Origin of the sequence: Antarctobacter heliothermus (assembly GCF_900188425.1) — a bacterium.
GTDB classification, from domain to species: domain Bacteria; phylum Pseudomonadota; class Alphaproteobacteria; order Rhodobacterales; family Rhodobacteraceae; genus Antarctobacter; species Antarctobacter heliothermus.
In genome coordinates, this window is the sequence record NZ_FZON01000008.1 from 66,300 (window position 1) to 89,895 (window position 23,596).

Annotated in this window: 21 protein-coding genes; 8 read left to right on the forward strand and 13 right to left on the reverse strand. The window is 63.1% G+C overall.

All coding sequences use genetic code 11. The features are described 5' to 3' along the window. The first annotated feature begins 46 nt into the window (after positions 1 to 46). Positions 47 to 2,515, forward strand: coding sequence for a heavy metal translocating P-type ATPase (locus CHB90_RS06310; protein WP_089277013.1), 2,469 nt, complete (start codon positions 47 to 49; stop codon positions 2,513 to 2,515). After that, on the forward strand, positions 2,512 to 2,901 hold the full coding sequence (gene cueR / locus CHB90_RS06315) for a Cu(I)-responsive transcriptional regulator (RefSeq protein ID WP_089277014.1): 390 nt from the start codon (positions 2,512 to 2,514) through the stop codon (positions 2,899 to 2,901). The genes CHB90_RS06310 and cueR overlap by 4 nt, the downstream gene beginning before the upstream one ends. 141 nt (positions 2,902 to 3,042) lie before the next feature. Here cueR and CHB90_RS06320 read toward each other — a convergent pair whose 3' ends face one another. From CHB90_RS06320 to CHB90_RS06360, 9 genes are all read right to left on the reverse strand, one after another. Continuing rightward, positions 3,043 to 4,356, reverse strand: coding sequence for an ABC transporter permease (locus CHB90_RS06320; protein WP_089277015.1), 1,314 nt, complete (start codon positions 4,354 to 4,356; stop codon positions 3,043 to 3,045). A 37-nt stretch (positions 4,357 to 4,393) separates the two neighbouring features. After that, positions 4,394 to 5,074, reverse strand: coding sequence for an ABC transporter ATP-binding protein (locus CHB90_RS06325; RefSeq protein ID WP_089277016.1), 681 nt, complete (start codon positions 5,072 to 5,074; stop codon positions 4,394 to 4,396). A gap of 221 nt (positions 5,075 to 5,295) precedes the next feature. Further along, positions 5,296 to 7,203: a beta-galactosidase gene (locus CHB90_RS06330; protein ID WP_089277017.1), complete on the reverse strand. Its 1,908-nt coding sequence runs from the start codon at positions 7,201 to 7,203 to the stop codon at positions 5,296 to 5,298. A gap of 42 nt (positions 7,204 to 7,245) precedes the next feature. Next, positions 7,246 to 7,851 carry a 2-dehydro-3-deoxy-6-phosphogalactonate aldolase gene (locus CHB90_RS06335; protein ID WP_089277018.1) on the reverse strand — a complete coding sequence of 202 codons (606 nt, stop codon included), beginning with the start codon at positions 7,849 to 7,851 and terminating at the stop codon, positions 7,246 to 7,248. Beyond that, positions 7,848 to 8,762 (reverse strand): 2-dehydro-3-deoxygalactonokinase, encoded by a 915-nt coding sequence (locus CHB90_RS06340; protein ID WP_089277019.1) that lies wholly within the window; start codon positions 8,760 to 8,762, stop codon positions 7,848 to 7,850. Before CHB90_RS06340 ends, CHB90_RS06335 begins: the two co-directional genes overlap by 4 nt. Next, positions 8,759 to 10,807, reverse strand: a complete 2,049-nt coding sequence (locus CHB90_RS06345) for an alpha-galactosidase (RefSeq protein ID WP_245823181.1) — start codon at positions 10,805 to 10,807, stop codon at positions 8,759 to 8,761. Before CHB90_RS06345 ends, CHB90_RS06340 begins: the two co-directional genes overlap by 4 nt. 11 nt (positions 10,808 to 10,818) lie before the next feature. Continuing rightward, positions 10,819 to 11,667, reverse strand: a complete 849-nt coding sequence (locus CHB90_RS06350; protein WP_089277021.1) for a carbohydrate ABC transporter permease — start codon at positions 11,665 to 11,667, stop codon at positions 10,819 to 10,821. A gap of 53 nt (positions 11,668 to 11,720) precedes the next feature. Next, the gene (locus tag CHB90_RS06355) at positions 11,721 to 12,623 is read right to left on the reverse strand and encodes a carbohydrate ABC transporter permease (protein ID WP_089277022.1); all 903 of its coding nucleotides are present in this window, start codon (positions 12,621 to 12,623) and stop codon (positions 11,721 to 11,723) included. A 155-nt stretch (positions 12,624 to 12,778) separates the two neighbouring features. After that, positions 12,779 to 14,029 carry an ABC transporter substrate-binding protein gene (locus tag CHB90_RS06360; protein ID WP_245823182.1) on the reverse strand — a complete coding sequence of 417 codons (1,251 nt, stop codon included), beginning with the start codon at positions 14,027 to 14,029 and terminating at the stop codon, positions 12,779 to 12,781. A 126-nt stretch (positions 14,030 to 14,155) separates the two neighbouring features. On the opposite strand from CHB90_RS06360, the gene CHB90_RS06365 reads away from it, so the two are divergent. From CHB90_RS06365 to CHB90_RS06375, 3 genes are all read left to right on the forward strand, one after another. Next, complete coding sequence (locus tag CHB90_RS06365) at positions 14,156 to 14,938, forward strand: IclR family transcriptional regulator (RefSeq protein WP_089277023.1); 783 nt, start codon at positions 14,156 to 14,158, stop codon at positions 14,936 to 14,938. A 16-nt stretch (positions 14,939 to 14,954) separates the two neighbouring features. Next, positions 14,955 to 16,013: an ABC transporter ATP-binding protein gene (locus tag CHB90_RS06370; protein WP_089277024.1), complete on the forward strand. Its 1,059-nt coding sequence runs from the start codon at positions 14,955 to 14,957 to the stop codon at positions 16,011 to 16,013. Positions 16,014 to 16,083: 70 nt separating this feature from the next. Further along, a complete protein-coding gene (locus CHB90_RS06375) occupies positions 16,084 to 16,848 on the forward strand; it encodes an SDR family oxidoreductase (RefSeq protein ID WP_089277025.1) in 765 nt (254 codons plus the stop codon). A gap of 12 nt (positions 16,849 to 16,860) precedes the next feature. On the opposite strand, the gene arsH is transcribed toward CHB90_RS06375, so the two are convergent. The 4 genes from arsH to CHB90_RS06395 all read right to left on the reverse strand — a co-directional run bounded on the left by arsH (position 16,861) and on the right by CHB90_RS06395 (position 19,740). Then, the gene (gene arsH / locus CHB90_RS06380; protein WP_089277026.1) at positions 16,861 to 17,580 is read right to left on the reverse strand and encodes an arsenical resistance protein ArsH; all 720 of its coding nucleotides are present in this window, start codon (positions 17,578 to 17,580) and stop codon (positions 16,861 to 16,863) included. Positions 17,581 to 17,607: 27 nt separating this feature from the next. Then, positions 17,608 to 18,615 (reverse strand): ACR3 family arsenite efflux transporter, encoded by a 1,008-nt coding sequence (arsB, locus tag CHB90_RS06385; protein ID WP_212591573.1) that lies wholly within the window; start codon positions 18,613 to 18,615, stop codon positions 17,608 to 17,610. A gap of 26 nt (positions 18,616 to 18,641) precedes the next feature. Next, positions 18,642 to 19,004, reverse strand: coding sequence for an ArsR/SmtB family transcription factor (locus CHB90_RS06390; RefSeq protein ID WP_089277028.1), 363 nt, complete (start codon positions 19,002 to 19,004; stop codon positions 18,642 to 18,644). Positions 19,005 to 19,095: 91 nt separating this feature from the next. Continuing rightward, entirely contained in the window at positions 19,096 to 19,740 is a 645-nt protein-coding gene (locus CHB90_RS06395) for a TetR/AcrR family transcriptional regulator (protein WP_089277029.1), read from the reverse strand. Positions 19,741 to 19,869: 129 nt separating this feature from the next. On the opposite strand from CHB90_RS06395, the gene CHB90_RS06400 reads away from it, so the two are divergent. Genes CHB90_RS06400 through CHB90_RS06410 form a run of 3 tightly spaced genes read left to right on the forward strand, consistent with a single transcriptional unit; the run spans position 19,870 to position 23,578 of the window. Then, positions 19,870 to 20,703 (forward strand): FAD binding domain-containing protein, encoded by an 834-nt coding sequence (locus CHB90_RS06400; RefSeq protein WP_089277030.1) that lies wholly within the window; start codon positions 19,870 to 19,872, stop codon positions 20,701 to 20,703. Continuing rightward, positions 20,700 to 21,200, forward strand: coding sequence for a (2Fe-2S)-binding protein (locus CHB90_RS06405; RefSeq protein WP_089277031.1), 501 nt, complete (start codon positions 20,700 to 20,702; stop codon positions 21,198 to 21,200). The genes CHB90_RS06400 and CHB90_RS06405 overlap by 4 nt, the downstream gene beginning before the upstream one ends. Further along, positions 21,197 to 23,578, forward strand: a complete 2,382-nt coding sequence (locus CHB90_RS06410) for a xanthine dehydrogenase family protein molybdopterin-binding subunit (protein WP_089277032.1) — start codon at positions 21,197 to 21,199, stop codon at positions 23,576 to 23,578. Before CHB90_RS06405 ends, CHB90_RS06410 begins: the two co-directional genes overlap by 4 nt. The last annotated feature ends 18 nt before the right edge of the window (positions 23,579 to 23,596 follow it).

Genomic DNA, 23,596 nt, shown 5'->3' on the forward strand with positions numbered 1-23,596 from the left:
TTCCTGTGACTGGAACCCCTATATCCAGCCGCAGGAGGCACGATCAATGGCTGTTTTACGCTTCGAAGTAACCGGGATGACCTGCGGCGGCTGCGCTGGACGGGCAGAACGCGCCTTGGCCGGGGCCGAAGGCGTAACCAGCGCCTCTGTCAACCTCGCCAACCGCATGGCGACGGTGGACACCGACCGGCCCGCCAGTGACCTCCGCGACACGCTCAAGGCCGCAGGCTATCCCGCTGCGGAAACCCTGATCCGCCTGACCATCGACGGGATGAGCTGCGCCTCTTGCGTGGGCCGTGTCGAAAAGGCGCTGGCCAACCTGCCCGGTGTCCTGAGCGCCCGCGTCAACCTGACCACGCAAACCGCCGATATTGAGGTGCTGACCGGCACCGTCACGGCGCAGACGCTTGCCGATACCGTCACCCAGGCCGGGTATCCCGCGCAGGCCCTGGAGGACGACAGCACCCCCGATGCCGCCCAGCGTCAGGCGACAGAGGCCGCCGCACTGAAACGCCAAACCCTGATCGCGACCGCGCTGACCCTGCCCGTGTTCCTTGGGGTCATGGGCGGCCACCTGATCCCCGCGCTTCATCACTGGATCAGCGCCACGTTGGGCCAGACCGGCTGGTGGGGCGTGCAATTTGTCCTGACAACGCTGGTCCTGATCGGCCCCGGACGGCGGTTTTATCGCATCGGCCTGCCGCTGCTGGCCAAAGGCACGCCGGACATGAACTCACTGGTGGCGCTGGGCACATTGGCGGCCTGGGGCTATTCCTCCGTTGCTCTCTTCGCCCCCGCCCTGTTGCCGGACTCCGCCCGCGACGTCTATTTCGAGGCCGCCGCCGTCATCGTCACGCTGATCCTACTGGGTCGCTGGCTTGAGGCGCGCGCCAAGGGGCGTACCGGCGCCGCCATCAAACACCTGCTGAACCTGCGCCCCGATCTGGCGCGGGTTGAACGCGATGGCGGCACGGTCGAGATCCCCTTTGCCGACCTGCAAAAAGGCGACGTCCTGCAAATCCGTCCCGGTGAACGCATCGCCACAGATGGCGTTGTCCTCACGGGTCGATCCTATGTTGAGGAAAGCATGGTCACCGGCGAACCTGCCCCGGTCGAAAAATCAACAGGCGCGCAGGTCATTGGCGGCACCGTCAACGGTGCCGGCGCGCTGCGGGTGCAGGCAGAGGCGGTTGGCGCGGACACCGTCCTGTCGCGTATTGTTGCCATGGTCGAACAGGCGCAGGGCGCGAAACTGCCCATTCAGGCCCTGGCCGACAAAGTGGTGCTGTGGTTCGTGCCTGCCGTGCTGGTCATTGCCGCACTGACGGTGGGTGTCTGGCTGGCCTTCGGTCCCGGTCTGACACATGCGCTGGTCGCCGGGGTGTCGGTTCTCATCATCGCCTGCCCTTGCGCCATGGGGCTTGCCACGCCGGTTTCGATCATGGTCGGCACGGGTCGGGCCGCCGAACTGGGCGTGTTGTTCCGCAAGGGCGAGGCGCTGCAACGGCTCGACTCGGCCCGCGTCATGGCCTTTGACAAGACCGGCACCCTGACAGAGGGCCGCCCCGCGCTGGTCCGGTCCGTCGCCGCGACAGGGTACGACGCCGACACGGTTCTGCGGCTTGCCGCCAGCGCCGAACAGGGATCGGAACACCCCATTGCCCGCGCGCTGGAACAGGCCGCAACGGACGTCCCCGTTCCCGAAGAGGTCACAGCCATTCCCGGCCACGGTCTGCGCGCCCGCGTCGAAGGTCAGGAACTGCTGGTCGGCAATGCCCGTCTCATGGCGCGCGAAGACATCGACATGACCGGGGTTTCCGACGCCCTGCACGAAATGGAAACTGCCGCACAGACGCCGGTTCTTGTCGCCGTGGACGGGATCATTGCCGCCGCTTTTGCCGTCGCCGACAAGGTCAAGCCCGGCGCACGCGCCGCAATTGCCGCGTTGAAACACCAAGGCATCCAGGTAGCCATGATCTCGGGTGACGCCCGCGCCGTGGCAGAGGCCATCGCGCGTGATCTGGGCATCGACCAGGTCGAGGCCGAGGTCCTGCCAGAGGGCAAGGTCGATGTTGTCCGGGCGTTGCGCGAAAAATTCGGCTCCGTGGCCTTTGTCGGGGATGGCATCAACGATGCCCCCGCCCTGGCCGAGGCCGAGGTTGGCCTTGCCATCGGCACCGGCACCGACGTCGCCATCGAAAGCGCCGATGTCGTGCTGTCATCCGGCGCGGTCGCGGGCGCGGTCAACGCACTCCACGTCAGCCGCGCCGTGATGCGAAATATCCGGCAAAACCTTGTCTGGGCCTTCGGCTATAACGTGGCGCTGATCCCCGTGGCGGCGGGGGTTCTTTATCCGTTCACCGGCCTGCTCTTGTCCCCCATGCTGGCTGCCGGGGCAATGGCGCTGTCCTCTGTCTTTGTCCTGACCAACGCGCTGCGTTTGCGGAATCTGCAAAGCGCGCTAGGGGAGACGCCCGCTCACACGCCAGCCATTCCACAGGAGGTTGCCGCATGAACATCGGAGAGGTCGCCACCCGTTCGGGCCTGCCCGCCAAGACAATCCGCTACTATGAAGAGATCGGTCTGGTGACGCCGCCGCGCGACACCAACGGGTATCGCGCTTTCCGTGAGGCAGACCTGCACAAGCTCGCCTTTCTCGCCCGCGCCCGAGCCCTGGGGTTCTCGATCGAGGAATGCCGCCTGCTGCTGGGTCTCTACGAAGACGAAAGCCGCGCCAGCGCGGATGTCAAACAGCTGGCACTGGAACATCTGGCCAGCATCGACGACAAGATTGCCCAGCTACAGGGCATGCGCGCGACGCTGGCGACCCTCGTCCATGCTTGCCATGGCGACGACCGCCCCGACTGCCCGATCCTGCAGGACCTTGCCGAAGGCCCGTGACCTCGTCCCGGGCCTGACCGGGGCCTCGTGATGTGTGCAACAGCACTGTTGTTTCAACGCGTCCAGCCACCGGGGTTCTCTGTGGCCTTTGCCAAGTGTGCGGACGCGCCACAGCGAACGGGAACCCCACCATCGGTCGATTTACTGACGCAGGCCCTGTACGACAGGGCGCGTCAGCACGACCAGCACCGGGATCAGGGACAGGATCGAAGTGACCGCGAGAAAGCCCAGCGCCAGGTTGATCTCTGCCCAGGTGATCGAGGCGGACACAAGAATATCAGTCCGCAAGGTCACGATCCGTGACAGCACAGCGGCAGCGCCGAAACCGAACAGCAGACCCAATGCCGTTCCCGCCGCCATCAAGGTGGCGCCATAACCCCAGACCACCGCCATCACAAATCGACGCGGCGCGCCCAGCGCGCGCAGCATGGCCAGTTGCCGTTGGAACAGCCGCGACAGGATGAACAATCCCAACAGGACAGAAACCGCGACCAGCGCCTGTGTCACGATCGACATGATTTGCATGGCTTGCCGCACATCGCCCATCACCCGGTAAAGACTGGCCAGAACCGTGCCGGGAAAAAACGCCATGGTCTCTCCCGCTTCGGTGAGTGCGGACCGGAGCGCGTAGGCCCCTGACATGTCGGTGGCCCGCACGATCACCGCTGGCGTTCCGGGGAACAGGGCCGGATCAAAGGGCGGGCCGATCTTGTCGCCGTCTTCGAACGGATGGCCATTGGCCAGTCCATGCACCTCCCAGACCGTTTCGACCGGGATCAGGATCGCGTGGTCCCAGGGCGATCCACTGCGCGCCATGCGGCCCACCACCTCGATCTCGAACTCGTCGTGCGCATCGTGTTCGGCCTCTTCACCCTCGCCATGCGCGGGCGCAAAATGGTCCCCCAATTGCAAGTCGATCGCCGCGCCGACAACTGCCTCGCCGGTGCGGGCAAAGAGGCGGCCCTCTATCTGATCATCGGTAAGGTAGGTGACAAATTCCGCGATGGTGCCGACAACGGGTGCCCCGTCAAAGCTGTCGCCAAAGGCGATGGGGGCGGCGATCTCAACCCTTGGATGACTGGCGATCCGGTCATAGGCCGCCCCATCCAGCAATGGCACGGCTGAAGGTTGCAGAAACACCGAGGCCAGCATCAAGGTCAATTCAGAGCCGGGTGCAGCCACCACCAGATCAAACTTTTCCGCCGCCTGCGCGCTACCGACACGCAAGCCCCTCTCTTGTGTGATCAACCCGATGCCCATGCCGGTGGACACCGCAATCAGCACAACGAACATCAGGTTGGCCCAGCGAAACCGCCAGAGCAGCGCCCACACCAACGGCAAGGGGCGGAACCCGCGCAGCAGCACAAAACCCAGCCCCAGCAGGGGCAACAGCAATGCAGCGGCAATCAGCATATCCTGCGCAAGGGCGGACAGCGTCTCCCATAGATCTGTCATACTGTCGGATCACCTCTGAAAGGGTCATTCGGGCGGATCATGCCGCACTAACCGGGGTGTCGTCTGTCAATTGTCCGTCTTGGATGGTCAACACCCGGTCCAGCCGGTCAAGCAGGTGCAAATCGTGGCTGACCGCGATCAGCGTCTTGCCGCTGCCGCGCACCAGAGCCACAAGATCCTCGATCAACCGATCCGCAGCGGGGCGGTCAAGGCTGGCCGTCGGTTCGTCCGCCAACAGGATTGCCGGATCGGTTGCCAATGCACGCGACACTGCAACGCGCTGCCGTTCGCCACCAGAAAACGACGCCACCGACCGGCTGCCTTGCGCAACACCCAGCCGATCCAGCCAGTCTGCGGCGCGGGCCTCAATCTGTGCGCGATCCCCGGGCTTCAAGAACAGCGCTGCGAGGCAGGCATTTGCACGCGGCGACAGTTCTTCGAACAACTGGTAGTCCTGAAAGATCAACCCCATATGCGTCGCCCGAAAGGCGGTGCGCCGCTCCGCAGACAACTGCGCCAGATCGGTCTCCCCCCAGCGCACGGTGCCTTTTACCGCCAGCAGCCCGCTGAGCGCATACAGCAGCGTGGATTTTCCGGCCCCCGACGGTCCGCGCACGCCGATCAGCGATCCGGCGGGCAGCGACAGCGACGGCACCCGCAAAAGGGTCCGCGCCCCTGCCACGACGGACAGGTCAGTGATATGCAACGGCAGGCTCATACGCTCAGACCTTTGAAAATATGGCGTCGGTCAGACGCGTGAGGTCATGAATGCCGGTTTGGACGTGCGAAACGCGGTGCAAATGGGCTCTGCGCATCCGCATCCCCCAATCCGCCGGTCGCAAAAAAGTCAGCATGGAGAATGTCCCAAAGTCAGCAATACGCCGACAAGGTCATAAGCTAGGACACATCAAAGAAAAAGGCCCCGGGACAGTTAGTCGGTCACACCAGCGGCACCCGCAGAACGCCCGCCGGTGGCAAGGTGATCCTGCCGACCTGCCGTTCCTGTGAGCTGTGATTGAACCAGAAACGCTCTGCCGCGGTTGTGCGGGTGCGCACGCCTTCGGGCAAATCAAACGTCTCAAGATCCGCGCGCGCGCACAGGACCCGTGTCAAACGATCCATCGCCGTATCGTCCAGCCAGCCGCCGAGGTAGATCATGGCCTCCGCCCCCACCGCGACGGGCACGCCGGAATTGGTTTCCAACACAGGATCGGCGGTGGTTTCCAAGTCTTCCAGATACATCTGAGCCGCGCCACCACCGCGCAACGGCTCCGGCATATCGGGCCGCAGGCTTTCGACCCGCGACACCGTTACCGGCAGACCGGGAAGCGCAGGCGGCAGGGGCAGTGGAATGCGGAAATCCGCATCGCGCGCGGCGGTGCGCGGCCCGAGCAGAACCTGCGCATCGCTAGCCAGCAGCGCCGTTAGCAACGCATCCGGCAAATGCATCAATCCCGGCGCAAGGATCAGCTTGTAGCCCGCCAGCGCCTCGGGCTGGGGCGGAAGGATATCCACGTCCAGCCCGACCCGTCGCAGCGCGCGGTAGGTGTCGAAGACCAAGGCAAAGTAAGACGCTCCCTTGGCGTGCGGCTGAATTGCCCACATCCATTCGGCCTCATAATCAAAGATCAGCCCGACGGGGGCCTGCGCCGGGGCCACCTCTGGCGTTGCCGTCAGTTCTGCCGCCACTTGCTGTGCCTCACCGAAACCGGGCGCCTCAACGCTGTCAGGTCGCAACAGGCCCGCGTGCATCTGTTCCTGCGCCATGGCTGCCTGCCGCCAGCGGAAATAGCAGACCGCCTCTGCCCCGTGGGCAAAGGCCTCCCACGTCCACAGGCGCACCATGCCGGGCAGCGGCGCGGGATTGTAGGGCGCCCAGTTCACCGGGCCGGGCTGTTGTTCCATCACCCACCAGCGGCCGTTCTTGCCGACAGCGCGATACAGATCATGGTGGAATGCCTGAAAGTCCGGGTCGCCCTGACGCGCATAGGCGCGCTGGTCCTCGACCGGGCGTCCAACGCGATCCTCCAGAAAGCCCAGCGGGTAACTGTCCCAAGTGGCGATATCCAGATCGGCACCCACCTTGTAGTGGTCAAACTCCGTCACGCGGCCCATGTAGTTATGCGCAATCGGCGCGTCGGAATGGGCACGGATGATGTCCACCTGCGCGCGGTTGAAACGCACAACCTGATCGGATGAAAACCGGCGAAAGGCCATCACATGCGCCGGATTGGGTTCCGTCACCGTCAGGTTGGGTAGACCGATCTGCTCAAAGTCATCGTAGATCATCGACCAAAAAACATTGCCCCAGGCCCGGTTCAGCGCATCGGTCGATTGATACCGCTGGGCGCACCAGTCCTGAAATGCGCTGCGGGCGGCATCGGAATAGCTGAGGATCGTATCGTGGCAGCCGTATTCATTGTCCGTCTGCCAAGCGGCGACATGCGGGTTGCGGCCATAGCGTTCTGCCAACAGGCGGGTAATGCGTTTCGATTCCTCAAAGTACCCGGCGTGCGAAAAACAATAGTGGCGTCGAGAACCAAAGCCACGGGCGCGCCCCTCTGCGTCCACGGCCAACATGTCCTGGTGCCGGTCCAGCATCCAGCGCGGCGGCGTCGCGGTTGGGGTGCCCAACACCACCTTTAGCCCGTGCCGCCCCAATGTGTCGATGGCACGGTCTAGCCAGTCAAACTGCAGTTCCCCTGGCGCGGGTTCGATCACCGACCACCCAAACTCACCGATCCGCACCCACGTCAGGCCAAGGGCGGCCATGCGGGCAGCGTCCACCTCCCACATGTCTTCGGGCCAGTGTTCGGGATAATAACAGGTGCCAAGGGTGCGTTTCATCGGGTGTCTTTCGCGGTTTAGTCTGACGGGGGCGGCAGGCGGTCAGCCCGCCGCCGCGTCCCATGCCGCCACCATTTCGGCGGCGCGCTCTGCAATCTCGGCCACGGACATGCCCGGTTTGAACAGCGCCGATCCGATGCCAAACCCGGTGATCCCGGCGTTTAGCCATGCGCCAAACTCTGCCGGGCCAACGCCGCCAACCGCATAGGTCGCGGCCTCTGGCGGCAACACGGCCTTGAGCGCCGACAACCCGTCCAGACCCAGCTTGAACGCCGGAAAGAACTTCAGCCCGTCGGCCCCGTTGCGCAGAGCGGTAAACGCCTCTGTTGCGGTCATGACGCCGGGATAAGACAGCATTCCTGCCGCCTTGGTCGCGGCGATCACGCGCGGGTTGCAGTCGGGTGAGACAACCATCCCGGCCCCGATCTCGCGCAACTGCACCACCTGCACCGGGTCCAACACCGTGCCCGCGCCGATCAGTGCGCGGTCGCCCGCGTGGACAACCATGCGGCGGATGGTTTCGAACGGGTCAGGAGAGTTCAGCGGCACCTCGATCCTGGTGATGCCGGCAGCGATCAGCGCGTCTGCCACGGGTTCGGCCTCGGGCGGGGTCAACCCGCGCAGGATGGCGATGATTTCTCGGGTCATGTCTTGTCTTTCAGATGGGTATAGGCGGCGGTCAGGCCCGCCAGTGTGATGTCGCCCGCAGGCACCAGCCGCGCGACGGCGCCTTGCGCGGTCAGTGCATCGCGGTAGGCCCCGGCCACAGCATCCTCGCCGAGGATGACGATGTCCTGTCCCAGCCAATAGGGCCGCGCCGCCGCCAGTTCCGCGCCGATCAACAGGCCCGAAAGTCGCGCGCGGGTCACATCCGCACCCGTGCCGTTCAGCAAAGAATCCGCGCGCAGGGTGAACAATGACGACGTCAGTGTAGCGGGGCGCGAAAGCGTGTCACTGACCGCCTCGGCGAACGCAGCTTTGTCCCACCCCAGATCGCCCAGTGAATGACGCAGGACGGATTGGCTGCCAATCAGGGCAAACAGTTCCCCAGTCATGAAGGTCCGGAAAGAGACAATCTCATTCGCGCTGACATGCACCCATTTGTTGTGCGTGCCGGGCAGGCAGATCACCCCGTCGAAACCGGGCTCTTTCGCCAGAAACCCGCCGATCTGGGTTTCTTCGCCGCGCATGACATCCGGCGGGCGCATCTGCTTGATTCCGGGCAGGATATGCACGCGCAACCGTGGATCACGAGTGGCCACCTGCGGCGCCTCAAACGGCACGGCACAAGGGGTTTCAACATAGGGCGCCTCTGCCCAGCCCTGCCGCGAACCGGCCATGCCGCAGATGATCACCGGCAGTGTTTCGGGCAGATCATCTCCCAAGAGGTTGAGCAAAGTGGGCTCATAGGCCTCCGGGGTCAGCCGCGACATGCCAAGGTCTGAATCGATCCGGCGCAACGGGCGGTCGTCATCCCCCATTGGCCAGAGACGCAGATGCGAGGTGCCCCAATCGGCAGCTATCCATTTCGGTGCGTCCGTCTTGGCAGGTGTTGTCATGGCAGGCGTTCTCCTTCCAGCACCCAGATCCCATCCGGATAGCGCCAAGGCAAGGCCACGCCCTGTCGCATCAACGCCTGCCCTGACAGGATCAGGGGCCCGTGTTTCAGCGCAGGTGTGCCGCGAGACAGGCCCGGTGCCTCTTCGCCATTGATCAGAGTGATCCGGTAGCGCGCCTGCGGGTCCAGCCCCGTCAGACACAGCGGGCGCGGCAGGATTTGGGATGAGGTTACCGACTGCCCGGCAAAGACAACAAAGCGGCTGCAGTCCTGCGCCAGTTGCAATTCCGCGATCACCGCCGGATCGGCAGGGTCCAGCCGCAGGATGTCGGCCTCCATGCGCCAGTCGCGGTTGGCCTTCCACCAGGCCGTGACGAATTTCAAAACCTGCGCCTCATCCTCGGTCAACTCGCGCGGGTCCATCTCAAAGCCCATGTGGCGTTGCGCGGCCACCCATGCACGGAACCGGACGTCATGCACGCGGCCCGAGGTATGGCATTGGCGCGGTCCGACATGGCTGCCGGTGACGCTGGCCGGCAGGAACAGCGCGGCGTCGTGCTGGATGCGCAGCCGTTCAGCGGCATCGTTGCTGTCAGACAGCCAGACTCGGCCAGTATGTTGCAGGATGTTGAGGTCAATCCGCCCCCCGCCAGAGGCGCAGCTTTCGATCTCAACTCCCGGATGCGCAGTACGCAGACGCCCAAGCAAGCCATTCAGCATCCGCACTTGCCGTTCATCGACAACTGGCAACAACCGGTTGTGATCCCATTTCAGATAGCCAATCGGAGCGTCGTTCAGCACCGCGTCCAGCCGATCAAACAAGTAGTCGCAGACCGCCTGTTGCGACAGATCCAGAACAAACTGCTGCCGCCCCGGCGTCTGATCATTGGGCCCAAGCAACCAATCAGGGTGCGCGCGGAAAAGCTCGCTGTCCTTGTTGACCATTTCCGGTTCAACCCAAAGACCGAACTCCATGCCAAGGCCTTGGACGTGTTCCGCGATCGGGCGCAATCCGTCGGGCCATTTGCGCTGGTCCACCGTCCAGTCGCCAAGACTGGTCGTGTCGTCATCGCGCCGCCCGAACCAGCCATCATCAAGCACAAAGCGTTCGGCCCCCAGATCAGCGGCACGTCGCGCGATGTCCTGCAACACGGCGGGATCATGGTCGAAATAGACGGCCTCCCAACAATTATAGTGCACCGGGCGCGGATGGCGCGCATGGCCTTGGGTCAGGGCGCGGACGTGGCGCTGATAGGCGCGCGCGCCGCCGTTCAGCCCCTCGGTGCTATAGGTGGCGGTCAACGTGGCCGTGCGCGCCTTCCCGGATGTATGGCCGCCAGAGGCGTGGCCAAACTGGATCTGGCGGCGCCCGTCGGGCAGTTCCTCCGCCACCATGCGGTGCCCGCCGGACCAGTCGTAAGACATCGCCCAAGCCTCGCCTTGCGAATTGGTCGTACCGGATGCGGTAAGGATCGCGAACGGCGGATGCTCATGCCCCGACCGGCCCATACGCGCCTCCCTCAGGTGGACGCCGGGACGCCAGTCATGCCGTTGAGACTGGAACTCTCCAATCCAGCGGCCCGAGAAATCGATCAGCCCGTCAGAGGCACTGGACACCGGCAGCACGGGGGCCGCAAGCCAGTCGATCGCCAAGCCGGGCGCGTCGATCTCTGCCCATGCCTGCAACATGCCGTCTTCGGTCAGCATGACCTGTGCGTGGTAGGTAACGCCACTGTCCGCATCATTGGCTGTGATCCGCAGGGCACCTTCGCGCGCCTCAACTGAAGCACGCAACCTTGGCGTCACCCGCCGCCCGTCCGCGCCAATCAGCACAAAACCGGGTTGACCGGGCCAGCCCTGCCGCGCCTCCGGGCAGATCGACAAGGGCGCATTGGCATCCATCATACCACCCGTCACGTCCAATCGCTGGGATGCGGCCAGTGCGCCCAGATCCTCATCCGCTGGCAAAGGCGCGGCCCAGTAGATCACCCCGGGCAGTCCAACCCCGTCTTGCGCCAGAACAAACGTCTGTCGTGCGTCATCCAACCGCCAAGTCTTCACTTCACTGCTCCCAGCGTCAGTCCGGCGATGAAATGGCGCTGCATGAGAAAGAACATGGCCACCGGCGGCAGCGCGGCGACAATGCTGCCTGCGCTCATCAGGTGATACTGCGCCACAAACTGTGAGTTGAACGAGGTGATGCCCGCCGTCACAGGCTGCGCTCCCGGTCCCTGCGTCAGCACCACTGCCCAGAAATAATCATTCCAGATAAAGGTGAAGATCAACACCGACAGCGCCGCGATGGCGGGCCGCATCAGGGGCAGCACCACAAACCAGAAGATGCGCCATTCGGCGACACCCTCGACCCGCGCCGCTTCGATCAACTCATGCGGCAGGGCGCGGATAAAGTTGCGCATGAAAAGCGTGCAGAACCCAGTCTGAAACGCGACATGGAACAACACCAACCCCAGCTTGGTATCGTACAAGCCAATCGACACGGTCAGGTCACGCACCGGCACCATGAGGATCTGAAAGGGCACAAAGTTGCCCGCGATGAACATGAAAAAGATCAGCAGGTTGCCCCGGAACCGGTAAATGCCCAGCGCAAAACCCGTCATACAGGACAGCGCCACCGCCCCGATCACCGTCGGCACGGTAATCAGCACAGAATTCCACAGGTATCGCGGCATGTCCGATTCAAAGAAAACCTTGCCGTAGTTCTCGAAGAACTCGAACGATGAGGGCATGCCCCAGTAATTGCCGTTGGTGAAATCCGCCAGTGGGCGGATCGAAAACAGCGCCACGGCAATCAACGGCAACAGCCACATGATCAACGCCAGCGGCAACAGTGCCTGATAAGAGACCTGCGCCGCCATGCTCTGTTTCTGGATCGGTGTTGGAAACATGGCTCAGACCCCTGGCTTCTTTTCTGTAAAAATACCCAACTGCAACGGTGCCATCAGTGCCGCCCTGCCCGCTCTTCGCGCCACATCGACCACAGGAAATAGGCGATAAAGACCAGCATGATCAGGAACAGCACCACCGCGATGGCCGACCCGTACCCCATGCGGAACCCGTATTCGGACAATGCCTTTTCGAACATGTAGAACGACAGCACGCGGGTGGACCCGAATGGCCCGCCGTTGGTCATGATGGAAATCAGGTCGAACGACCGCAATGCGCCGATGATTGTCACCACAAAGGCGATAAACGTCGCGGGGCGCAGTTGCGGCAGGATGATGTGCCACAGCATCCGCCACCCTTTGGCGCCGTCCAGCCGTCCGGCCTCGATCTGTTCAGGGTCGACGGCGTTCAGGCCGGTCAGATACAGGATCATGCAATAGGCGGTCTGCGGCCAGAGCCCGGCGGCGATGACCCCATAGGTGGCAAGCACCGGATCGCCCAGCACATTGATCGGCTCCATCCCGAAGGTGGTGATTACGGCGTTCAACAACCCCTCACGCGGCAGGTAGAACCATGAGAACACCAGACCCACAACCACCTGACTGATCACGAAGGGAAAGAAAAACAGGGACTTGTACAGACGGATGCCGGTCACCGTCTGGTTCAGGAACAACGCGATGAACAGGCCCGCCGGGATGGCCAGCAGGTAGAGCACCAGCCATTTCATGTTGTTCCAGAGCGAGACCTCAAAGGCGCGGTCCTGCATCAGGCGTTCATAGTTGCGCAAGCCGACCCATTCGGCCTCTCCCAACCCGTCCCATTTGTAGAACGAGATGTTGAAACTCTGCCCGATGGGAATAATCACGTAGAGCAGAAAGAACAGCACGCCCGGAAGCAGGAACAAGAGGGGCGTGGTGATTTGGGGATTCCATCGGCGGGTGGATGTGGCGGTCGACATGAACAGGCCCTGCGCGTTTGGATGTGTCGGAGTGGGGGCCAGCCCCCACACCCCCGGAGTATTTGAGCCAAGAAGAAATGGCTGCCGGGGAACATGTACGGGCCCAGCGCTTGTCCGGACCCGTGACGAGTGGGCGGGGTCGCCCCGCCGCGTCGTCAGTAGACGTCTTGCCGGGTGAATTCGAGCCGCTCAAGGATGTCGTCAAGGTTGTCCGGGAACACCATGAACTCTTGCAGACCTTCCATGCCGGTCTTGGCCATTTCCGCCGGGAAGTCGCGGTCAAAGAACTGGGCAATGCCGCCGGTCGCGTTCTGCGAGAGCATGACAAAGCCCTGCTGCAGGAATTCATCGTCGCCAACGGTGGCGTTTGAGTTGACCGGAAGCTGGCCCAGACCGTCAGCCGCATTGATTTTGGTCTGCACCTCGGGTGAAGTCACATATTGCAGGAAAGCGCGCGCGGCCTCTTTGTTCTTGGCGTTCGCCGCGATGTGGAACGTGTCCGTCGGCGCGTCTTCGCCCATCGGATGATCGCCGATCTTGGGGAATTGGTAAAAGTCGATCTGATCATCGGTGAAACCAGCCTCACGCAGATGCGGCACCACGAAGTTGCCCATCAGGTAGGCGGTCGCCTCACCCTTGACGAAGAAGGGCAGCGCCTCTTGCCAGCTGTAAGTCTGGTGGTCGTCGATGAAGGCGCCCATGTCGATTAGCTTGCGCCAGTTGGCAAAGGTGGCGCGCACGCCTTCGTCCTCTGTCCAGGACAGCTCTCCCCGGGCCAGCGCCATGTGGTGGTCAAAGCCGTTGGTGCGCATGTTCAGGTAGTCGAACCAGCCGCCGGCGGTCCACAGGAACTTGGTCCCGATGGTGTAGCACTTGCGCCCGGAGTCGAGGATCTTCTGGCAGTTGGCGATCTCTTCTTCGAAGGTCGCGGGCTCTGTCAGGCCCAGTTCGTCAAAGATGTCTTCGCGGTAGTAGATGCCCCACTGATAGTAGGTATAGGGCACGCCCCACTGTTTGCCGTCCATCGTCATCGCGCCTTTGACGCTGTCGAGTCCGGTCAGGTCGCCGTTGTCCCACATGTCCGAGATGTCCTCGAACAGGCCTGCGCGGACGTAGGGGCCCATGCGGTTGGCGGCGTACCAGTTGATCACGTCCGGCGCGTCTGCGGTCAGCGCGTTGCGGATCTGGCTTTTCCAAGCTTCGCGGTCCACCACGTCGACTTCGACCGTGAGATCGGGGTGCATCGCGTCAAAATCGGCGGCCAACCCTTCGATGATGGCGCGGGGCGCCGGGTTCGACATGTCCGACATGATCCGGAGCGTGCCCGAGAGTTCGGCGTAAGCCGGTTGAACAAGCGCGGTGGTCAGAACAAGCGCACCGGCGGCGCGCGCGAAAGTCTTCAGCATGGTATCCTCCCAAATGCCGGATAGTTCCATATAGTGAAACCAATTTCCAACTATTGAACCCATGACCGATTCAGGCTATCGCTGTCAACAGTCTCGTCGGTTCGATCGGCGAAAGGGGAGGACTCCATGAACCAGCACAGACGCGCAGGCGACGGCACCGTGGGCAAGGCGCTTGAGGTGTTGGAGCAGGTGGCCGGGTTTGACCGTCCCGTCCGGTTCGGCGAGGTGCTGGAAGCATCGAGTCACCCAAAGGCGACGCTATACCGACTGCTACAAACGCTCGTGAATCAGGGGATGCTGCGCTACGACGACGCCTCGCAGACCTATGCGCCGGGGCTGCGGCTGGTTCGGTTGGCGCATACTGCCTGGCGGCAAAGCTCACTGGCACCCGTCGCGCGGCCGTATCTGGACGCCCTGTCACTGGAGGTGGGGGAGACGATCCACTTGGCGCAGTTGGACGAGGGTCAGGTGCTGTATGTCGACAAACGCAACGCCGTGCGCCCGATCGAGATGTTTTCCGCAGCGGGCAAGGTGGGGCCTGGCTATTGCACCGGGGTCGGCAAGGCGATGATCGCCCATTTGCCAGAGGCAGAGCGGGACACCGCGATTGCGCGGCAGTCCTTTTATCGCCACACGCCTGCGACGCTGACCGATGCCGCCGCGTTCCGCGCGGAACTGGATGCCATCCGCGCCGAAGGCATCGCCTATGACCGCGAAGAGCATGAGCCGGGCATCATCTGTATTGCCGCTCCGATCCTGTCGGGCGCGGGGCGGGTGATCGGCGCGCTGTCGATCACCAACTCGACACAACGCAATTCACTGGAGGGGTTGGCCGCTTTCCGGCCCGCTCTTCTGAAAACGGCCGAAGAGATTTCCGAGGCTGCCAGCACCTGGCAGTTTCCGGGTTAACGGGGGAGGAGCGCCCATGTCCGGTGTCACGCTGACGGACGTCGTCAAGAAATACGGGGAGACGCAGGTCATCCACGAGGTGTCGCTAGGGATCGACGAGGGGGAGTTCTGCGTCTTTGTCGGCCCGTCAGGCTGTGGCAAGTCGACATTGCTGCGGATGATTGCCGGTCTCGAAGAGACGACCGACGGCAAGATCGAGATCGGCGCGCGCGATGTGACCCGCGCCGAACCGGCAGAGCGCGGCGTGGCGATGGTGTTCCAGACCTACGCCCTGTATCCGCATATGTCGGTCGAGGAAAACATGGGTTTCGGCCTGCGGATGAACGGCCACCCAAAGGCCGAGATCAAAGCAAAGGTCTCTGAGGCGTCGCGCATCCTGAAACTGGACGACTACCTGAAGCGCAAGCCCAAGGCGCTGTCGGGCGGCCAGCGCCAGCGGGTCGCCATCGGGCGCGCCATTGTGCGCGGGCCAGAGGTGTTCCTTTTTGATGAACCGCTGTCGAACCTTGATGCAGAATTGCGCGTCGACATGCGGGTGGAAATCGCCCGCCTGCACAAGGAAATCGGCGCGACGATGATTTATGTCACCCATGATCAAGTCGAGGCGATGACCCTTGCGGACAAGATCGTGGTGTTGCGCGCAGGCCGGATTGAACAGGTCGGCGCACCGATGCATCTGTACAAAGACCCTGACAACCGCTTTGTCGCCGGGTTTATCGGCTCTCCCAGCATGAACTTTCTTGCCGGTACAGTGACCGGCGGCGTGGTGAAGGTTCCTGCGCTGGGGGGCCGCGAGGTGCCTGCAAGTGTTGACCTGCCTGCCGAAGGCAGCTCGGTGCTGGTGGGGGCGCGCCCGCAAAACATGAATGTCGTCGAAGGCGGCGGGCTGACGCTGGACATCCGTGAACGGCTGGGCGGCGTGGCTTATGATCACATACTGACGCCGGATGGCGGCAAGATGATCGTCGAAACCCGTGGTGACGAGGAACTCCCCGAAAGCAGCGCGGTCGATGTGACCTTTGACCCTGCAGATGCATTGTTCTTTGACGGCACGACAGAGGCCCGTTTGCGGTAACGCCTTCGGCTTGACATCCCTCCTTGTCGCTGCGCGCAATCCCCACCTAGGAAAATGAGGAGGGGTTTTCATGTCGGATCTGTTTTCGCTGAACGGTCGGCGCGCGCTGATCACCGGATCGTCACAGGGCATCGGGCTGGCACTGGCACGCGGGCTGGCTCAGGCGGGGGCCGAGGTTGTGCTGAACGGGCGCGACACGGCCAAGCTGTCCGCCGCTGCCGAAACCCTGCGGGATGAGGGCGCAACCGTGTTTGAACTGGCGTTCGACGCCACCGATCACGCGGGCGTGCGCGCCGCCGTTGATGGGTTTGAGGCGGAACATGGTGCCATCGACATCCTTGTGAACAACGCCGGGATGCAGCATCGCACCCCTTTGGAGGATTTCCCGGCAGAGATGTTCGAAAAGCTGCTGCAAACCAATGTGGCCAGCGTCTTTCACGTCGGGCAGGCCTGCGCCCGGCACATGATCGAACGAGGACGCGGCAAGATCATCAATATCGCCTCCGTTCAAACCGCGCTCGCCCGTCCCGGCATTGCGCCCTACACCACGACCAAGGGCGCGGTGGGCAACCTGACCAAAGGCATGGCAACGGATTGGGCGCGGCACGGGTTGCAGTGCAACGCCATCGCCCCCGGCTATTTCGACACGCCGTTGAACAAGGCGCTGGTGGACGACCCCGAGTTCTCTGCATGGCTGGAGAAACGCACTCCGGCAGGCCGGTGGGGCAATGTTGAGGAACTGGTGGGCGCCTGTATTTTCCTGTCGTCCGACGCGTCCAGTTTTGTGAACGGCCACACGCTGTATGTGGACGGGGGGATCACGGCCTCGCTGTGACCCTTGCCCCGATCAGGTGCCGACGGCCTTGGCCTGATTGACCCGCTTTGATAGCTCCGCGCGGCTTTCGACCCGTTCCGAATAGCGGTCAACCAGAGGATCGCGGATGTCGCGCGTGAGCAGGGTGAACTTGACCAGCTCCTCCATCACGTCGACGATCCGGTTGTAAAACGGAGAAGGCGTCATGCGACCCGCATCGTCAAACTCATCCCAGGCCCGCGCAATCGACGATTGGTTGGGGATGGTCAGCAGCCGCATCCAGCGGCCAAGGATGCGCAACTGATTGACGGTATTGAAACTTTGGCTACCGCCGCAAACCTGCATCACGGCCAGCGTCTTGCCCTGCGTCGGACGCACCCCGCCCAGCGACAGCGGAATCCAGTCGATCTGCGATTTCATCAGCCCGGTCATGGCCCCGTGCCGTTCGGGCGAGGACCAGACCATACCCTCGGACCATGTCACCAGATCACGCAGCTCCGCCACCTTTGGGTGATCCGGCTCTGCGGTATCGACCTGAGGCAGGCCGCGCGGATCAAAAACGCGCACTTCGGCACCGAACCGCGTCAGGATGCGGGCGGCCTCTTCGGCGCTGAGGCGGGCAAAGCTGCGCTCGCGCAGCGACCCGTACAGGATCAGGATTCGCGGCGCATGAGTGCTGGGCGTGGCGGGGAAAAGCGTTTCCGTCGTGATCGGAAGAACGCTGTCTTCGCGCAGATTGGGGGTATCGGTCATGATCGGCGGTCCGGGAGTTTGATTGGTTCAAGCAAAGCGGGCTCGTGTCCGGTTGGCAAAGGCGACCAGTGACAGCATCACCGGCACTTCGACCAGCACGCCGACAACGGTGGCCAGCGCCGCGCCAGAGTTGAGGCCGAACAGGCTGATCGCGACGGCAACCGCCAATTCGAAAAAGTTTGAGGTGCCGATCATCGCGCAGGGGGCGGCGATCCTGTGCGGCACCTTCAGCGCATAGGCCGCGCCATAGGCCAGCGCAAAGATGCCATAGCTTTGGATCACGATCGGTACGGCAATCAGGGCGATGACCAGCGGGCGGGACAGGATCACGTCGCCCTGCAAGCCAAACAGGATGGCAACGGTGGCGATCAGCCCGACCATGGACCACGGTTTGACCCGCGCGGTGAATGCCTCAATCGCCTGTGGACTGCCCAGCGCGCGGCGAGTCAGCAGACCGGCCACCAAAGGCAGCACGACATAGAGGACCGTGGCAAGGACCAGCGTTTCCCACGGGACGGAGATTTCGGTCACACCCAGCAGAAAGGCAACGATGGGCGCAAAGGCGATGACCATGATCAGGTCGTTCACCGACACTTGGACCAGCGTATAGGTGGCATCCCCGCGCGTCAGTTGCGACCAGACAAAGACCATCGCGGTGCAGGGCGCAGCCCCCAGCAGGATCAGCCCGGCGGTGTATTGCGCCGCATCCTCAGGCGCGATCCAAGGTGCAAAGACATAGTCGAAGAACAGTACCGCCAGCAGCGCCATCGTAAAGGGTTTGATCAGCCAGTTGACCACCAGCGTCACGATCAGCCCGCGCGGCTGGCGCGCGACGCCCGCAACGGCACCGAAATCCACCCCCACCATCATCGGGTAGACCATTGCCCAGATCAGAACCGCGACAACCAGATTGATGTTGGCGACCTCCGATGCAGCAATGCCCTGCACCAATCCCGGTGCCAGTGTGCCAATCGTCAGACCGGCAATCATCGCCAGCGCCACCCAAAGGGTCAGATAGCGTTCAAAGGTGCCCAGGGCACTGTCAGAGGGGGGCGTATCGGTCAAAGGTCAGGCTCCGTGGGGTTGGGCATGGGTGGCGCGCAGGTGATCTGGTCAAGGAGAGGCTGGCACAGGTCGGCGCGCCCGCCGCAACATTCCTCCATCAGAAAGGACAGTAGTCCGTGCATCGCATCCATATTGGCGAAATACCGGACAGATCGGCCTTCACGCAGAGACGTGACAAGACCAGCGCCGGACAGGATGCTAAGGTTGTTGGACAAGGTATTTGGCCGGATCTTCAGCGTTTCGGCAATCTGACCAGCCGATACGCCGCTGGCCCCGGCGCGGATCAACAAACGAAACACGTCAATCCGAATGTCATGCGCAAGCGCGGAGAGGGTCGAGATGGCACCTATCTTTTCCATATTTCATGTATATTGGAAATGACGGTGCTGGCAAGACCTGTCTTTCTATGACGTCGCACCAGACAAGCAGGCAGCCGCACCCTCAATGCCGTCAAGCATCGTGCGGAATCCCGAACAATAGCAGATATTTATCAATCGCCTTGGCGATCGGTTCTTCGGGGTATTCCGGGCCAGGCATACAGTAGATGTGCTGGCGGATACCGATGTAGACGATGCCACCGTGCAGGTTCCAGATGTCCTCCATCGTCGGACAGACGTCACTCTGAGCCAGCGACGCAGTTTCATCCAGCAGCGGGCGAAAGATGACATCGCCCAGATGTTTGAGGTACCTGTGGTTCAGGTCTGCCCCGGCGAGCCCTGAAAACATGAAGATGCGCATCCAGTGCCGTTCAAAGATCAGGGCGCTGTATTCCTGGTAGAATGCCAACAGCCGTGCGCGCAATGGCACACTGCGATCGGTCAACCGTTCGGGCCAGTCTGCCGACAGACGCCCCAGATAGACCTTTTCATAGACCGCCTCCAGCAAGTCATCCTTGGTCGCAAAGTAGTTGAACAACAGCGACTGGGTGACACCCAGCCGTTTCGCCAGATCCCTGGTCTTACCGCTCAACCCGACCTCGGCGAAAAAGCGGACCGCTTCGTCAATGATCTGCTGACGCCGCTCTTTGGGGGGCAACCTGCGTCGGCTGGATCCCTCGTTCGTAGTTTTCTCAGACTTGTCGATCTGTTCGCTCATCGTGCGCCCCCGCTTGTTCGATACCCGAAAACTTTTGTCTTGCAACGACTCAGCTTTACAGATCATGTGATCAATAAGATTGATCAGACGCTCAATAAGGGTGCTGGTCAAGGGAGAAGGGAGTTGGCCATGAAAGCATCGGCGGGTGGATATGCCCGGGCACAAGACGTGCGCCATGCGTTGGATCTGCTGGCACAATCGGACGGTCAGGGCCGCATTCTGGCCGGTGGGCAAAGCCTTGTCGCCGCCATGAACATGCGGCTTTCCACCGGGGATATGCTGGTTGATATTTCCCGCATCGCGGAATTGTCGGGCATCACGGTCGCCGGGGATCGCCTGCGCATCGGCGCGTTGACGCGCCACGTCGAGGTGGGGGGCGACCCACTGGTTGCCGAACATGCGCCGCTGCTGACACAGGCCGTGCAGTTCATCGCGCACGCAGCGATCCGAAACCGGGGCACCATTGGCGGCGCGCTGGCCCATGCCGATCCGGCGGCAGAGTTTCCTGCCTGCGCGCTGGCATTGGGGGCCACGATCCATGTGCAGGGACCGGACGGCAGCCGCGACATCGCGGTTGAGGATTTTTTTGAGGACGTGTTCACCACGGCCATCGAAGACGGGGAAATACTGACCGCGCTGTCAGTGCCCCTGGCCGAGCCGACTGAGGCGCAGGTGCTGGAAGAGGTTGCCCGCCGGTCCGGCGACTATGCCTTGGCGGGGGTCTGCCTTGTGCGTCGCGCCTCCGGCCATCGGCTATCGCTCTTTTCCGTGGGGTCGGTGCCGGTTCTGGCCACCGCAACCATGGCCGCGCTCGACGCTGGTGATCTGGATGGTGCCGTTGCCGCGTTGGCGACAGAGATCGACCCGCCCTCGGACACACAGGCCAGCGCCGCCTACCGCCGCCACCTTGCAAGCGTTTTGTTGCGCCGGGCTGTGGCGCGTATCGGAGACCAACGCACATGACCGACATGTTTCGAGACAAGATAGACATCTCTCTGTCCGTGAACGGCGAGCCGGTCGAGGCCCGCGTTCCGGCAGGTCAGCATCTGATCGACTTCCTGCGTCTGGACCAGAGCCTGACGGGCGCGCACGCCAGCTGTGAGCACGGTGTCTGCGGCGCTTGTACGATCCGCGTCGACGGGCAGGCCGTGCGCGGCTGCCTGATGCTGGCCGCGCAGGCGGACGGGGCCGATGTCTGGACCATTGAGGGCCTGACCGACCGCGCCGAAATCACCGACCTGCAAGACGCCTTTGTTGCCCGAAACGCCCTGCAATGCGGGTTCTGCACCCCCGGAATGTTGGTCGCGGCAGAGGATCTGCTATCGCGCAATTCGCAACCCTCACGCGAGGAGATCCGCGAACACCTGTCGGGCAACTACTGCCGCTGCACCGGGTACGAGGCCATCGTGGACGCTGTCGAACTGGTCGCCCGGTCACGCGCCAAGGGGGGAACGGCATGACCATCAATTTCGGAAATCCCGACCGGCCCAATTCCTACATTGGCAAGACGGTCCCGCGCCCCAACGCGGGCAAGCTGGTGCAAGGGCGCGGGCGCTATGTCGATGACATCGTGCTGCCGCGCATGGCGCATGTCGTTTTCGTCCGCTCGCAGCTGGCCCATGCCCGCATCGTGTCCATCGACACAGAAGAGGCGCGCGCCGTCAAAGGTGTGCTGCGGATCTTTACCGGGCCCGATCTGGCAGAGGTCTGCACGCCGTGGGTGGCCGTTCTGGAACACCTCAAGGGGCTGAAATCACCGCCGGAACACCCGATGGCGATAGACCGCGCCGTCTGGGTCGGTGAGCCTGTGGTGGCCGTGGTCGCCACGACGCGCGCCGCCGCCGAAGACGCCGCCGCGCTGGTTGACGTCGACTATGATCCGCTGCCCGTTGTCACCGACACCATGACCGCGCTGGACACGGACACACCCGTCATCCACCCCGAACTGGGCGATAACCTTGCCTTTCGTCGCCTGCACGAAGAAGGCACCGTCGATGATGCCATGGCAGGCGCGCACAAGGTCATCACCACCCGGTTCCGCACCGCGCGCCACACCGGCGTCACGCTGGAACCGCGCTCTATCCTGGTGGACTGGAACCCCGCCGAAGGGCAGATGACCGCCTATCACGCCACGCAGGCGCCGCACATGATGCAGACCGTGCTGGCCACGCACCTGGACATCCCCGAAGGTCGCGTTCGCGTGATCTGCGGCGATGTCGGCGGGTCGTATGGCATCAAGGTTCATGTCTACCCCGACGAGGTCGCCACCGCCGCCATCGCCAAGATCATGTCCCGGCCCGTCAAGTTCATCGCCGATAGGCTGGAAAGTTTTACCACCGACATCCACGCCCGTGACCATGAGATCGAGGCCAGCATCGCCGTCGACGCAGGGGGCAAGATCCTTGCCATCGACGTGGACGACTGGACCGGCATCGGCCCCTATTCGGTCTATCCCCGCACCTCTGCCATCGAGGGCAACCAGGTCGTGAACCTTTGCGGCGGCCCCTATGATTTCGCCAACTACCGGGCGCGGACGTCAGTGGTGTTTCAGAACAAGACGCCGACATGTCAGTATCGCGCCGTCGGCCATCCCATCGCCGTCGCGATCACAGAGGGGCTGGTGGACATGGCCGCCGCTGCCATTGGCATGGACCCGGTCGAGATCCGCCGCCGCAACATGTTTGCCGACGACGCCTATCCGGTGACCTCACCCGCCAAGATGCGGTTCGAGGGGCTGTCGCATCACGCCTCGATGGACAAGCTGATGGAGTTGATGGACTACGACGCCCTGCGCGCCGATCAGGCAGAGGCCCGCAAGCGTGGCAAACATCGCGGCATCGGCATCGCGTCCTTTATCGAACTGACCAACCCGTCGCCGTTTATGTACGGCATCGGCGGCGCGCGCATTTCGGCGCAGGACGGGTGCACCGTCCGCATGGACCCGGACGGATCGGTTGTGGCGCTGTCGGGTGTGACCGAACAGGGTCAGGGCACTGAGGCGATGCTCAGCCAGATCGTCGCCGAAAGCGTCGGCATCACCCCGGACAAGGTGCGCATCATCACCGGCGACACCCAGGTTACGCCTTATGGTGGCGGCACCTGGGCGTCCCGTGGCGCAGGCATCGGCGGTGAGGCGGCGCTGAAGGCCGGGCGCGCGCTGCGCGAGTCGATCCTTGAGGTGGCCGCTGCCATGTTGCAGGCCGATCAGGGCGCGTTGGACATCCGCGACGGCGAGATTGTCGATGCGGACAGCGGCGTGGCGCGGATGCCGCTTCATGAGCTGGGGCGCATCGTCTATTTCCGTGGCGACACGCTGCCCAAGGGGCTGCCCCGCGAACTGGTACAGACGCGGCACTACATCACGATGGATTACCCCTTTGCCTTCACCAACGGCGTGCAGGCCAGCTATCTGGAGGTCGATACCGACACCGGCGTCGTCACCTTGCTGAAACACTGGTGCGTCGAGGATTGCGGGCGGATCATCAATCCGCAACTGGTGGACGAACAGATCCGGGGCGGCATCGTACAGGGTCTGGGCGGCGCGCTGTTCGAGGAAATCCACTATGACGAAGAGGGGCAGTTGCTGAACGGCTCGATGGCCGACTACCTCGTGCCCATGGCGGCGGAAATGCCGGACATGATCATCGGCCACGTCGAAACGCCCACCAAGGAAAGCGAACTGGGGGCCAAGGGCGCCGGAGAGGCGGGCACCGCAGGCGCGCCCGCCGCCGTCATGAACGCAATCAACGACGCGCTGCGGCCTTTGGGTGCGCAGGTCACGGAAATGCCATTTACGCCCGAACGCATTCTGCGCGCGCTGGGTACGATCACCGACTGAAAACAATGGGGCAAACGC

What these genes read in the sequence shown, in the direction of transcription:
- CHB90_RS06405 (WP_089277031.1), top strand. Translation starts at nt 20,700, where the DNA reads ATGACCGACATGTTTCGAGACAAGATAGACATCTCTCTGTCCGTGAAC.
- CHB90_RS06330 (WP_089277017.1), bottom strand. Translation starts at nt 7,203, where the DNA reads ATGAAACGCACCCTTGGCACCTGTTATTATCCCGAACACTGGCCCGAA.
- CHB90_RS06360 (WP_245823182.1), bottom strand. Translation starts at nt 14,029, where the DNA reads ATGCTGAAGACTTTCGCGCGCGCCGCCGGTGCGCTTGTTCTGACCACC.
- CHB90_RS06365 (WP_089277023.1), top strand. Translation starts at nt 14,156, where the DNA reads ATGAACCAGCACAGACGCGCAGGCGACGGCACCGTGGGCAAGGCGCTT.
- CHB90_RS06375 (WP_089277025.1), top strand. Translation starts at nt 16,084, where the DNA reads ATGTCGGATCTGTTTTCGCTGAACGGTCGGCGCGCGCTGATCACCGGA.
- CHB90_RS06340 (WP_089277019.1), bottom strand. Translation starts at nt 8,762, where the DNA reads ATGACAACACCTGCCAAGACGGACGCACCGAAATGGATAGCTGCCGAT.
- CHB90_RS06400 (WP_089277030.1), top strand. Translation starts at nt 19,870, where the DNA reads ATGAAAGCATCGGCGGGTGGATATGCCCGGGCACAAGACGTGCGCCAT.
- CHB90_RS06320 (WP_089277015.1), bottom strand. Translation starts at nt 4,356, where the DNA reads ATGACAGATCTATGGGAGACGCTGTCCGCCCTTGCGCAGGATATGCTG.
- arsH (WP_089277026.1), bottom strand. Translation starts at nt 17,580, where the DNA reads ATGACCGATACCCCCAATCTGCGCGAAGACAGCGTTCTTCCGATCACG.
- CHB90_RS06335 (WP_089277018.1), bottom strand. Translation starts at nt 7,851, where the DNA reads ATGACCCGAGAAATCATCGCCATCCTGCGCGGGTTGACCCCGCCCGAG.
- cueR (WP_089277014.1), top strand. Translation starts at nt 2,512, where the DNA reads ATGAACATCGGAGAGGTCGCCACCCGTTCGGGCCTGCCCGCCAAGACA.
- CHB90_RS06410 (WP_089277032.1), top strand. Translation starts at nt 21,197, where the DNA reads ATGACCATCAATTTCGGAAATCCCGACCGGCCCAATTCCTACATTGGC.
- CHB90_RS06370 (WP_089277024.1), top strand. Translation starts at nt 14,955, where the DNA reads ATGTCCGGTGTCACGCTGACGGACGTCGTCAAGAAATACGGGGAGACG.
- CHB90_RS06325 (WP_089277016.1), bottom strand. Translation starts at nt 5,074, where the DNA reads ATGAGCCTGCCGTTGCATATCACTGACCTGTCCGTCGTGGCAGGGGCG.
- CHB90_RS06350 (WP_089277021.1), bottom strand. Translation starts at nt 11,667, where the DNA reads ATGTTTCCAACACCGATCCAGAAACAGAGCATGGCGGCGCAGGTCTCT.
- CHB90_RS06355 (WP_089277022.1), bottom strand. Translation starts at nt 12,623, where the DNA reads ATGTCGACCGCCACATCCACCCGCCGATGGAATCCCCAAATCACCACG.
- CHB90_RS06310 (WP_089277013.1), top strand. Translation starts at nt 47, where the DNA reads ATGGCTGTTTTACGCTTCGAAGTAACCGGGATGACCTGCGGCGGCTGC.
- CHB90_RS06390 (WP_089277028.1), bottom strand. Translation starts at nt 19,004, where the DNA reads ATGGAAAAGATAGGTGCCATCTCGACCCTCTCCGCGCTTGCGCATGAC.
- CHB90_RS06395 (WP_089277029.1), bottom strand. Translation starts at nt 19,740, where the DNA reads ATGAGCGAACAGATCGACAAGTCTGAGAAAACTACGAACGAGGGATCC.